The sequence below is a fragment of the Salegentibacter holothuriorum genome (genome assembly GCF_900168045.1).
Taxonomy (GTDB): Bacteria; Bacteroidota; Bacteroidia; order Flavobacteriales; family Flavobacteriaceae; genus Salegentibacter; species Salegentibacter holothuriorum.
Window position 1 is genome coordinate 144,182 of sequence record NZ_FUYY01000001.1, and the last position, 12,612, is coordinate 156,793.

The 12,612-nt window shown below is 35.7% G+C and carries 12 protein-coding genes; all 12 read left to right on the forward strand.

The genetic code is table 11. The features are described 5' to 3' along the window. Positions 1–25: 25 nt before the first annotated feature. Entirely contained in the window at positions 26–1,054 is a 1,029-nt protein-coding gene (gene lpxD / locus B5X51_RS00665) for a UDP-3-O-(3-hydroxymyristoyl)glucosamine N-acyltransferase (protein WP_079718940.1), read from the forward strand. Beyond that, the gene (locus B5X51_RS00670; RefSeq protein ID WP_079718941.1) at positions 1,044–2,444 is read left to right on the forward strand and encodes a bifunctional UDP-3-O-[3-hydroxymyristoyl] N-acetylglucosamine deacetylase/3-hydroxyacyl-ACP dehydratase; all 1,401 of its coding nucleotides are present in this window, start codon (positions 1,044–1,046) and stop codon (positions 2,442–2,444) included. Before lpxD ends, B5X51_RS00670 begins: the two co-directional genes overlap by 11 nt. A gap of 5 nt (positions 2,445–2,449) precedes the next feature. Continuing rightward, entirely contained in the window at positions 2,450–3,235 is a 786-nt protein-coding gene (gene lpxA / locus B5X51_RS00675; RefSeq protein ID WP_079718942.1) for an acyl-ACP--UDP-N-acetylglucosamine O-acyltransferase, read from the forward strand. A gap of 10 nt (positions 3,236–3,245) precedes the next feature. After that, on the forward strand, positions 3,246–3,812 hold the full coding sequence (efp, locus tag B5X51_RS00680) for an elongation factor P (protein ID WP_079718943.1): 567 nt from the start codon (positions 3,246–3,248) through the stop codon (positions 3,810–3,812). Positions 3,813–3,973: 161 nt separating this feature from the next. Continuing rightward, positions 3,974–4,903 (forward strand): UDP-3-O-(3-hydroxymyristoyl)glucosamine N-acyltransferase, encoded by a 930-nt coding sequence (locus tag B5X51_RS00685; RefSeq protein WP_079718944.1) that lies wholly within the window; start codon positions 3,974–3,976, stop codon positions 4,901–4,903. A gap of 6 nt (positions 4,904–4,909) precedes the next feature. Further along, positions 4,910–5,305 (forward strand): nuclear transport factor 2 family protein, encoded by a 396-nt coding sequence (locus tag B5X51_RS00690; protein WP_079718945.1) that lies wholly within the window; start codon positions 4,910–4,912, stop codon positions 5,303–5,305. Positions 5,306–5,443: 138 nt separating this feature from the next. Then, positions 5,444–6,319, forward strand: a complete 876-nt coding sequence (gene sucD / locus B5X51_RS00695) for a succinate--CoA ligase subunit alpha (RefSeq protein WP_079718946.1) — start codon at positions 5,444–5,446, stop codon at positions 6,317–6,319. 131 nt (positions 6,320–6,450) lie between these two features. Next, the gene (fabG, locus tag B5X51_RS00700; RefSeq protein ID WP_079718947.1) at positions 6,451–7,197 is read left to right on the forward strand and encodes a 3-oxoacyl-[acyl-carrier-protein] reductase; all 747 of its coding nucleotides are present in this window, start codon (positions 6,451–6,453) and stop codon (positions 7,195–7,197) included. A 76-nt stretch (positions 7,198–7,273) separates the two neighbouring features. After that, positions 7,274–9,298 (forward strand): hypothetical protein, encoded by a 2,025-nt coding sequence (locus B5X51_RS00705; protein ID WP_079718948.1) that lies wholly within the window; start codon positions 7,274–7,276, stop codon positions 9,296–9,298. 13 nt (positions 9,299–9,311) lie between these two features. Further along, a complete protein-coding gene (locus B5X51_RS00710) occupies positions 9,312–10,130 on the forward strand; it encodes a prohibitin family protein (protein WP_079718949.1) in 819 nt (272 codons plus the stop codon). A 226-nt stretch (positions 10,131–10,356) separates the two neighbouring features. Then, positions 10,357–11,220, forward strand: a complete 864-nt coding sequence (hisG, locus tag B5X51_RS00715) for an ATP phosphoribosyltransferase (RefSeq protein WP_079718950.1) — start codon at positions 10,357–10,359, stop codon at positions 11,218–11,220. Between the two features lies 1 nt (position 11,221). After that, positions 11,222–12,505 carry a histidinol dehydrogenase gene (gene hisD, locus B5X51_RS00720; protein ID WP_079718951.1) on the forward strand — a complete coding sequence of 428 codons (1,284 nt, stop codon included), beginning with the start codon at positions 11,222–11,224 and terminating at the stop codon, positions 12,503–12,505. Positions 12,506–12,612: the final 107 nt, after the last annotated feature.

Here is a 12,612-nt window from a genome sequence, read left to right on the forward strand (position 1 = left end):
CGCTTTTTTTTTTACTTTTGCCAGAATGAAATTTACAGCAGCACAAATAGCAGAGATACTTGAGGGAGAAATTGAGGGTAATCCTGAAGTAGAAGTATCTGAATTAGCTAAAATTGAAGAGGGAGGGGAAGGTTCCCTAACTTTCCTAAGCAATCCTAAATATACTTCTTATATATATTCTACACAGGCTTCTATCGCTATAGTGAATAGTGATTTTAAAGCCGAAGAGCCTATCAACACAACATTAATTAAGGTGAAAGATGCTTATAAGGCATTTTCCAAATTGCTGGAGTATTACAATCAAATCAAGTTAAATAAGCAGGGAATTGAACAACCCAGTTTCTTATCTGATTCGGCAAAATTTGGAGAGAATATTTATGTAGGCGCTTTTACTTATATTGGAGAAAATGTAAAAATTGGAGATAACGTTAAACTTTATCCTAATGTTTATGTTGGCGACAATGTAGAAATAGGAAATAATGTTATTATTTTTCCAGGTGTAAAAATTTATTCTGAAACTATTATAGGTAACGATTGTGTGATTCATAGTGGCGTTATAGTTGGAGCCGATGGTTTTGGCTTTAGTCCCGGTAAAGATGGCAAGTATTCTAAAGTACCCCAAATTGGTAATGTGATTATAGAAGATCATGTAGATATTGGAGCGGGTACTACTATAGATAGAGCAACATTAGGTTCTACTATAATAAGAGAGGGTGTGAAATTAGATAATCAAATTCAAATTGCCCATAATGTAGAAATTGGCTCTAATACAGCCATAGCTGCCCAAACGGGAGTTGCGGGCTCTACTAAAATTGGAGAAAACTGTCTAATAGGAGGGCAGGTTGGTATTGCAGGGCATCTTCAAATAGGAGACAGGGTTAAAATCCAGGCTCAGTCTGGGATTGGCCGAAATGTAAAAGATGACGAAATGTTACAGGGCTCTCCCGCGTTCGGTTATGGAGATTTTAATAAATCTTACGTTCATTTTAAAAACTTACCTAAAACCATATATACACTTAACCAATTAGAAAAAAAGATTAAGAATGGCATATAAACAGGCGAAACAACATACCATAGATAGAGAGATTTCTCTTGAAGGCGTTGGGCTGCATACTGGTCAAAAAGTAAAAATGACTTTTAAACCTGCCCCGGAAAATAGCGGTTATGTTTTTAAAAGAATGGACCTGGAGGGAGAACCCCAAATAGAGGCAGATGTAAGCTATGTGGTAAATACCCAGAGAGGTACTAACCTGGAGAAAAATGGCGTCAAAATACAAACTTCAGAACATGTTCTCGCAGCTTGTGTTGGATTGGATATTGATAATATTTTAATTGAATTAGATGCCTCAGAGCCACCAATTATGGATGGTTCTTCAAAGTTTTTTGTGGAAGCTTTAGAAAAGGCAGAAGTGGTTGCTCAGGAAGCAGATAGAGAAGAATTTGTGGTAGACCAGGTTATTTCCTATCATGATGAAGAGAGTGGAAGCGAGATTATAGTAATGCCAGCCGAAGAATATCAGGTGACCGCTATGGTAGACTTTGGTACAGAGGTATTAGGTACTCAAAATGCCACTATTTCACATTTATCAGAATTTAAAGATGAAATTGCCAATGCAAGAACTTTTAGTTTTTTACATGAATTAGAAGCACTCCTTGATCATGGACTTATAAAAGGTGGAGATTTAAATAACGCCATTGTTTATGTAGATAAAGAGATAAGTGAAGACACTTTAAAGAAACTTAGAAAAGCTTTTGAGAAAGACAATATTGCGGTAAAACAAAATGGGATTCTAGACAATTTAACCCTACATTATCCTAATGAGGCAGCTCGGCATAAGCTTTTAGATGTTTTAGGAGATTTGGCGCTTATAGGAACGCGTATTCGCGGAAAAGTAATAGCCAATAAACCGGGACATTATGTAAATACCGAATTTGCTAAAAAGCTCGCTAAAATAATTAAAGCTGAAAAAAGAAATAATGTACCAAAAATAGATTTCGAACAAAAACCTTTGATGGATGTGAACGATATCATGGATATTTTACCCCATCGTCCACCTTTCCTTTTAGTTGATAAAATCTATAGTTGTACCGATAGTTGCGTGGTGGGATTAAAAAATGTAACCATGAACGAGCCTTTCTTTGTGGGACATTTTCCGGGGAAACCGGTAATGCCCGGCGTACTTCAGGTAGAAGCTATGGCTCAAACTGGCGGTATACTCGCATTAAAATCTGTTCCAGATCCAGAAAATTATCTTACTTATTTTATGAAAATAGATAATGTAAGATTTAAACAACAGGTAGTACCTGGAGATACTTTAATATTTAAATTAGAATTACTTGCGCCTATTCGCCGCGGAATTTGCCAAATGCAAGGCTCAGCTTATGTAAATGGAAAATTAGCTACCGAGGCCGTACTTATGGCGCAAATTGTAAAATCAAAATAAATAATATGAACCAGCCTTTAGCTTACGTACATCCCGGAGCCAAAATTGCTAAGAACGTAGTAATAGAACCTTTTACCACTATTCATAATAATGTAGTAATAGGCGAGGGATCCTGGATAGGATCTAACGTAACTATAATGGAAGGTGCCCGAATTGGAAAGAATTGCAGTATTTTTCCGGGAGCCGTTATTTCTGCTATTCCACAGGATAAAAAATTTGACGACGAAGATACTATTACGGTAATTGGAGATAATACAACTATTCGAGAATGTGTAACCATTAATAGGGGAACTACAGACCGAATGAAAACCGTGATCGGGAAAAACTGTTGGATTATGGCATATTGCCATATAGCGCACGACTGTATTGTGGGAGATAATTGTATTTTTTCTAACAACAGCACGCTTGCAGGTCATATAAACGTTGGAGACCACGTAGTTTTGGCCGGTATGACCGCTATTCAACAATTTTGTAGTATTGGAAGACATGCTTTTGTAACTGGAGGATCTCTTGTTAGAAAAGATGTGCCCCCGTTTGTAAAGGCGGGTAGAGAACCATTATCTTACGTAGGAATAAATTCTATAGGCTTACGCCGAAGAGGATATACAACAGATAAAATTAGGGAGATACAGGATATATATAGAATCCTGTATCAAAGAAATTATAATAATACCCAGGCTGTGGCTATCATTGAAGCTGAAATGCAAGCAACCGCAGAAAGGGATGAAATTTTAGAATTCATTAAAAACTCGCAACGAGGTATCATGAAAGGATACTTTAGTTCAAATTAAAATTATTTAAATGGCAAGTACAAGTGACATTAGAAACGGATTATGCATTCGTTATAACCACGATATTTATAAGGTAACTGAATTTTTACACGTAAAACCTGGAAAAGGTCCTGCTTTTGTGCGAACAAAGCTTAAAAGTGTAACTACGGGAAAAGTTATAGAAAATACGTTTTCAGCGGGACATAAGATTGAAGATGTGCGTGTAGAGACTCATAAATTTCAGTATTTATATAATGATGGTGAGTTTTATCATTTTATGAATGTTGAAGATTACACCCAAATTCGTCTTGTTGAGGAAGCCTTGGATCAACCAAAACTTTTAAAGGAAGGTGAAGTTGTTACGGTAATAATCAATACTGAAGATAATGCACCGCTTTCAGTAGAGATGCCCGCTAGCGTTGTATTAGAAGTAACACATACCGAACCGGGAGTAAAAGGAAATACAGCTACCAACGCTACCAAACCTGCTACTGTTGAAACAGGTGCAGAAGTTAATGTTCCTTTATTTATAAATGAAGGGGACAAAATAAGAGTTGAAACCGATAAGGGGTCGTATAAAGAAAGAATTAAAGAATAGCCCTTTTAGAAATAGCTGATTGAAATCTTTTAAGATCGTCATCCTGAGTTTAGTTCAGGATCTATTTCCATGAAGAATAATATTCAAGTTTTGGGCTGAAACATTTTCAACTTGATGAAAATAAGAACAGTCGTTACCTTACTTAATTTACTAATTGAAATATGAAATTTCCCCAGGAACATACGCTACAGCAAATAGCCACTATTATAGATGCTGAATATATTGGTGATGCTAATTTTCCAGTAACAGGTATGAATGAAATTCACGTGGTAACGTCCGGGGATATTGTTTTTGTAGATCATCCAAAATATTACGATAAAGCCTTGAATTCTGCCGCAACAGTAATTTTAATCAATAAAAAAGTAGATTGTCCCGATGGTAAGGCTTTGTTGATTTCAGAAGATCCTTTTTCCGATTTTAATAAACTTACCCAATATTTTAAACCTTTTCAGAAGGCCGATAATTCTATTTCAGATTCAGCTCAAATAGGGAAGGGCACGCATATTCAGCCAAATACCTTTATTGGAAATAATGTGAGAATTGGGAGTAATTGCCTGATTCATGCCAATGTAAGTATATATGATAATGCGGTGATTGGCAATAATGTAATTATTCATTCGGGAACCGTTTTAGGTGGGGATGCATTTTATTACAAAAAACGCGAAGATGGTTTTGATAAATTAAGATCTGGAGGTCGTGTGGTTATAGAAGATAATGTAGAGATTGGAGCAAATTGTACCATAGATAAAGGTGTTACGGGAGACACAACTATAAAAGAAGGTACTAAGCTGGATAATTTAATTCAGATTGGTCACGATACTGTAATTGGTAAAAACTGTCTTATAGCGAGCCAGGTCGGCATTGCTGGAGCTGTAGTTATTGAAGACGAAGTTACTGTTTGGGGTCAGGTTGGTATGCGTAGCGGAATTACTGTAGAAAAAGGCGGAGTGCTAATGGGGCAGGCCGGGATTACAAAATCTACCAAAGCCAATAAAATATATACAGGAAACCCGGCTATGGAAGCCAGGGCTAAATTAAAAGAGTTGGCGCTTTTAAGGCAATTACCTAAATTGCTGGAGAAACTAAAATAAAAAACTATGGGCGTAAAAAGTAAAGAGATTGTTGAAAATTTTTATATCTCCCTATTTAAAGACGAAAAAGGAACTTTAGATAATTACTTACATCCCAATGCAACCCTGTCCTGGTATGGCACTACCGGATTTAAAAAACTGGACTTCAAGGAAATATTGAAGCTTAGAGATGATTTGGGAAAAAACTTTGAATCACTAAAACCCGAAGTTGAAAAGATCGTAGAAGAAGGTCATCAAATTGCTATACAGTTTACCTACCACGTAGAAACCATAGAAAATCCCGATGAAGAAATGCCACTTGCTCACTTTATGGCTATTTGGGAATTAAAAGATAATAAACTTTTTAAGGGTGTTCAAATTTCACAACTTGGTGAAGAGGTAGATGAAAGCCCGTGGGCTTAATTTCAACTTTCTAAGTAATATGGTTTGAGAGCTAGAATTTTAGTTCAATTTTAAGAATAAAGCCCTAATAAACTTCACAAAACGCTTTATCTTTTATTTTTAAAAACCTACTTTTGTAATCGCAAAAATCAAAAATTTATGAGCGTTTTAGTTAATAAAGATTCAAAAATAATAGTTCAGGGATTTACCGGTAGCGAAGGTACTTTTCACGCTGAACAAATGATAGAATATGGAACCAACGTTGTTGGAGGTGTAACTCCCGGCAAAGGAGGTCAAAAACATCTTGACAAACCGGTTTTTAATACTGTATCTGATGCTGTTGAAAAAACAGGAGCAGATGTTTCTATAATCTTTGTGCCGCCAGCTTTTGCTGCAGATGCAATTATGGAAGCTGCAGATGCTGGAATTAAAGTGATTATCACAATTACCGAAGGTATCCCGGTAGCAGATATGGTAAAAGCTTACGATTATATTCAGGATAGAGATTGCCGTTTGGTAGGTCCTAATTGCCCTGGTGTAATTACCCCGGGAGAAGCTAAAGTTGGTATTATGCCAGGTTTTGTTTTCAAAAAAGGAAAAGTAGGAATTGTATCTAAATCTGGTACCTTAACTTACGAAGCTGCAGATCAGGTAGTAAAACAAGGTCTTGGAATTACTACAGCAATTGGAATTGGTGGAGATCCAATAATTGGGACTACAACTAAAGAAGCTGTAGAATTATTGATGAATGATGATGAAACCGAATGTATTGTAATGATCGGTGAAATTGGAGGTCAGTTAGAGGCAGATGCTGCTAAGTGGATTAAAGAAAACGGAAATAAAAAACCAGTTGTAGGTTTTATAGCCGGAGAAACAGCGCCAGCGGGCCGTACCATGGGTCACGCAGGTGCAATTGTTGGAGGAAGTGAAGATACTGCTCAAGCTAAGAAAGCTATTCTTAAAGAGAATGGAATTCATGTTGTAGATTCTCCAGCTGAAATTGGAAAAAAAGTAGCCGAGGTTTTAAAAGGCTAAAATCTTTCTAAATAATATTAAAATCCTCCTGTATTTGGTGCAAACACTAAATACAGGAGGATTTTTTATTTCTTAGTATTAGCTTTTGCTATATTTGAAACTATTTAATTAACATCAATCTTTTTACAAATATGAAATTATTAGAGGGAAAGAATGCCATAATAACCGGTGGTAGCCGTGGAATAGGGAAAGGAATCGCTAAAGTTTTTGCTGAACATGGCGCCAATGTAGCTTTTACATATAATTCCTCAGGGGAATCTGCAAATGCATTAGCCGACGAACTAAGCAAACTTGGAGTAAAAGCAAAAGCCTATCAATCTAACGCTGCGAGTTTTAAAGAAGCAGAACAGCTTATAAAAGATGTCGCTGAAGATTTTGGAGCTATAGATATCTTAATAAATAATGCGGGTATCACAAAAGATAATTTGTTGATGCGAATGAGTGAAGAAGATTTTGATAAGGTTATTGAAGTAAACCTAAAATCTATTTTTAATATGACTAAAGCCGTACAACGTACTATGTTGAAACAGCGTAAAGGAAGTATTATCAATATGAGTTCTGTAGTGGGTGTAACTGGAAATGCAGGCCAGGCAAATTATGCTGCTTCTAAATCTGGAATTATCGGATTCTCTAAATCTATGGCTCAGGAACTTGGCTCTAGAAATATTAGAACCAATGTAATTGCCCCCGGATTTATAGAAACTGAAATGACTGAAAAGTTAGACGATAAAGTAGTTGATGGTTGGAGACAGGCAATTCCTTTAAAACGAGGCGGAAGCCCGGAAGATATTGCTAATGCTTGTGTTTTTCTAGGTAGCGACTTAAGTGCATATATCACCGGCCAGGTGCTTCACGTAGATGGCGGAATGCATACGTAGATATGTTATTTGTTGAGAGTTAATTGTTATTAAAATCTTTAACTTTTAACCAATATCATTAACTATCTTAACCTTAATGAATCTATCAACAATTTTATTTATCGCCCTGGCTGCAATTTTCGCGCTGGGGTTTGCTTTTTTTCAATACCTCTATAAATCTAAAAAAAGGGGGAAGGATGTTTATATTCTTTTTGCATTACGATTTCTATCCGTTTTCGTACTTCTTTTATTACTTATTAATCCTAAACTTACTTTTACCAGCTATAGTTTAGAGAAACCTATGCTTATTCTGGTAGTAGATGATTCGGAGTCTATTAAGCATCTTGAACAGGAAGATAGTGTGCGTATCATACTGGAAAATTTTAGAGCAAATGAAAAATTGAATGAGCAATTTGATCTTGTTCAGTATAATTTTGGAAATAACCTAAAGCCAGGAGACAATAATGAATTTAAAGAAACCGAGACCAATATTTTTTCGGTATTAGAGTCGGTTAAAGCATTATCTCAAAAAAAGGAAGCGATTATTGGGCTAATTTCTGATGGCAATCAAACTTCCGGTCGCAATTTTCAATATTTTAATGCTCAAAATACGGAGATTTACCCGTTGGTGATAGGAGATACCACGCAATATGCAGATTTAGAATTATCAAGGTTGAATGTAAACAATTATGCTTTTTTAAATAATCGTTTTCCGGTAGAAGCTTTTATTTCATATTCAGGGGAAAAAAGTATAAACACAAGATTTGTTATTAAAGCTGGAAATAACACTATTTTTTCTGAAGAGGTTTCGTTGAATGCAGAAAACAATTCCACCATAATTCAGGCAAAGCTTCCAGCTTCAAAATTAGGAGTACTTTCTTATGATGCTGAAATTATTCCGATAGAAAATGAAAAAAACACGGCCAATAATACTAAAAGTTTTGCCGTAGAAGTCATTGATGAGCGTACTGAAATTTTGCTGGTAAGTGCTATTCCTCACCCAGATCTGGGAGCTATTAAAAAGGCTATAGAAACTAATAAACAGCGGCAACTTGATATTAAGTATATCCAGGATGATCTAAACGTTGAAGATTATCAATTGGTGATTTTATATCAGCCAAATTCTAGTTTTCTATCTGTTTTTGAAGATCTTGAAGAAAATAATCAAAATTATCTACTTATTTCAGGAACTAAAACCAATTGGAATTTTCTTAATGGCATTCAGGATTTTGTAAAAAAGGATTTCACGAATCAAACACAGGAAGTTTTTGCGGTAAAAAATCCAAATTTTAATCAGTTTCAGCTTGAAGAAGTTGGCTTTTCAAACTTTCCTCCGCTAGAAGATAAATTTGGTAGCATTAGTATTCTAAGCAATAGTATAGAAAGTATTTATTTTCAGGAAATTGAAAATGTAGAAACATCACAACCTTTAATTGCAATACAAGGAAAAGGGCAAGATAAAAAAGCCTTTATTCTTGGAGAGAATATCTGGAGATGGCGTTCTGCTGCGTTTATGGAAGATAAATCTTTTGAAGAATTTGATAATTTCTTCGGAAAATTAATTCAAAACCTGGCATCCAAAAAGCAGCGAGAGCGATTAACCTTAGATTATAAATCATTTTATTACGAAAATGAATCGGTTAATATTAGTGCCAATTTCTTTGATCAAAATTATCAATTTGATCCTAAGGCCAATTTGAATATTTCAGTAGAAAGTTCACTAGGTAATTTTGAGTCACAGTTCATTTTAAAAAATAATGGTTATGAAGTTGATTTAGGCGATTTATCACCAGGTACTTATACTTTTAAAATTGTAGAAACAGGAAGTCAAATTTCCAGGTCTGGAAGCTTTGAAATCATAGCATATAATATTGAGCAAAAATTTGTTTCGGCTAACAAAAATGCGATGCTGGCTTTAGCCGAAAATTCTGGCACAGTAGTTTTTTATCAAAATCAAATTCAAGAATTTATAGATGGTCTTTTAAGCGAGGATAAATACAAACCCATTCAAAAAAGCCAACAAAAAGCCGTACCTTTGATAGACTGGTATTACCTTCTATTTCTGCTTGTTTTGACACTTGCCGCAGAATGGTTTTACAGAAAATACAAAGGATTAATTTAAATTTAGTTTATATATGGAAAGATTACCCAAGCTCGGAATTCCTATTCTTATAGGAATCGTAATTTTAATAATTTTTGTCGCAAAATCTACAGTCACTATCGGCTCTGGTGAAGCCGGAGTTTTGTATAAAACCTTTGGTGGTGGTGTGGTTACAGATGGACCACCTTTAAATGAAGGTTTTCACCTGGTAGCTCCCTGGAACAGAGTTTTTGTTTATGAGGTTAGACAACAATCCCTGGAAGAAAAAATGCAGGTTTTAAGTTCTAACGGACTTCAAATTGATATTGATGCTTCTACCTGGTTTCAACCTTCTTATGATAACCTGGGTAGCTTACATCGTGAAAAAGGTGAAGAATACATTAGGCGTTTGCTTCAACCTGCAGTGAGGTCGGCTGCAAGATCAGTTGTAGGAAGATATAACCCTGAACAATTATATGCCAGTAAAAGAGAAGCTATTCAGAAAGAAATTTTAGAAGAAACTCAAATTTTACTTAAAGATCAATATGTTCAGGTTAACGAGGTTTTGGTGCGTGATGTTTCACTTCCACCAAATATTAAAGATGCGATTGAGCGTAAACTACGCCAGGAGCAGGAGTCTTTGGAGTATGAATTTAGGTTAACTAAAGCTACTCAGGAAGCCGAACGCCAGCGTATTGATGCCGAAGGTAAAGCACGTGCAAACGAAATTTTGAATGCGTCTTTAACTCCTAATATTTTGAAGGAGAAAGGAATTCAAGCTACGGTTGAACTTGCTAAATCCAATAATGCCAAAACGGTTGTTATAGGTTCAGGTGAAGGTGGCTTACCCTTAATTTTAGGTGGAGGAAATTAAATAATTTAGAATTTTATAGAAAGCTGTTTTGCAGTTTAAAATTTATATTTAGATTTGTATTCACAATGAAGAAGTTTCAATTACATCACCATCATATTTACTACTGCGCTCAGGCGAGGTAAATTTGGTGTGTTGTGATTTCAGCATATTTAAAACCCGTTTGAGCTATTCAAACGGGTTTTTTTATTTATAACCAACAACTACATTTTAATAGAAAATTTAAAAAATGAGCCAGGAAAAATTAAGAATTGCTATTCAAAAATCAGGGAGATTAAATGAAGATTCTCTCAAAATATTAAAAGATGCCGGAATTTCTATAGATAATGGAAAAGAACAGCTTAAAGCTTCATCTCGTAACTTTCCATTAGAGGTTATGTATCTTAGAAACGGTGATATCCCTCAATATTTAAGAGATGGTGTTGTAGATATAGCCATTATTGGGGAAAACGTTTTAATTGAAAAAGGGAAAGATATTATTCAGGGTGAAAAACTTGGTTTTTCAAAGTGTCGTGTTTCTCTAGCCGTACCAAAATCAATGAAATATAATGGTATTAACGACCTTGATGGGAAAAAAATAGCCACTTCTTACCCAAATACAGTAAACGAATTCCTGGAAAAAAAGGGAATTACAGCCGAATTGCATATTATTAATGGTTCAGTAGAAATAGCACCTAATATAGGGCTGGCAGATGGTATTTGTGATATTGTTTCCAGCGGTAGTACCTTATTTAAAAATGGGCTAAAAGAGGTGGAAGTGATGCTGAAGAGTGAAGCTGTTCTTGCTATCTCTCCTAAGATTTCAGAAGAACGCCAACAGATTCTAGAAAAATTACAATTCCGGTTAAAATCGGTTTTAAATGCACGCACTTCTAAATATATACTCTTAAATGCTCCAAATGAGAATTTAGATAACATCATTAAATTGCTTCCAGGAATGCGTAGCCCAACCATTCTGCCGCTTGCTGATGAGGGTTGGAGTTCTATTCATACCGTAATTAATGAAGAACGTTTTTGGGATGTGATAGATGAGTTAAAACAAAATGGTGCCGAAGGTATTTTAGTAGCACCTATAGAAAAAATGGTACTTTAAGATGAAAAAGTTTTTTAATCCTACTAAAACTGAATGGCCTGATATTTTAAAAAGACCTACGCAAACCGTTGAAGATATAGAAGAAACGGTAAACCAGGTTTTTAGTGAAGTGAGAACAAAAGGGGACACCGCAGTAGCAAAATATACCGAACTTTTTGATGGTATAAACTTACCAGAAACCCAGGTTACAAAAAGTGAAGTAAATGCCGCAACAAATGAGATTTCAGAGGAATTGAAAAAAGCCATAAAATTGGCTAAAAGCAATATCGAAAAATTCCATGCTGCACAAAAAACCGATAAAATTGAGGTAGAGACTACTAATGGAGTAAAGTGCTGGCAGGAAAAAAGAGCCATTCAAAAAGTTGGTTTATATATCCCGGGTGGGAGTGCGCCTTTATTTTCTACCATTTTAATGTTAGCCGCTCCTGCAAATATTGCAGGCTGCCAGGAAATTGTGCTTTGTACCCCTCCAGATAAAAACGGGAATGTACATCCAGCCATTTTATATACAGCAGAATTATGTGGAGTTACCAAAATATATAAAGTTGGCGGTATCCAGGCAATCGCAGCAATGACATTTGGCACCGAAACTATTCCTAAAGTTTACAAGATCTTTGGGCCGGGTAACCAGTTTGTTACCGTTGCGAAACAACTGGCAACTCGTCATCAAGTGGCTATAGATATGCCGGCAGGGCCATCTGAACTACTTGTTTTTGCCGATGATTCTGCGAATGCAGGTTTTGTTGCCTCAGATCTTTTAAGTCAGGCAGAACACGGTGCAGATAGCCAGGTGATTCTCGTTTCAACTTCTAAAAATTTAATTGAAGCCGTGGAGAAAGAAGTAGATAATCAATTACAAGTGTTACCAAGAAAGACGATTGCTGAAAAGGCGATAGACCACTCCAGATTAATTTACGTGGAGAACGAAGAAGATGCATTGAAATTAATTAATGAATACGGGCCTGAGCACTTTATTATTTGTGCTGATAATGAAGCTTTTTTTACTGAAGGAATCCAAAATGCCGGTTCGGTCTTTATAGGGAATTACACTCCTGAAAGTGCTGGGGACTATGCTTCAGGAACAAACCATACTTTACCAACAAATGGCTACGCAAAACAATACAGCGGTGTTAACCTTGATAGTTTTATGAAGAGTATGACTTTTCAAAAAATAACAGAAGAAGGGATACGTGAAATTGGTCCATCCATAGAATTAATGGCAGAAGCCGAAGGTTTAGCAGCGCATAGAAATGCGGTGACATTACGATTAAAAGAATTGAAATAAGTGTGCAAGTGACTTTTGGACGTCATTGCGAGGCACGAAGCAATCTGTAAATTGTGGTAATTAAATGTTGAGATTGCTTCACTTTGTTCGCAATGACGATTAATTCA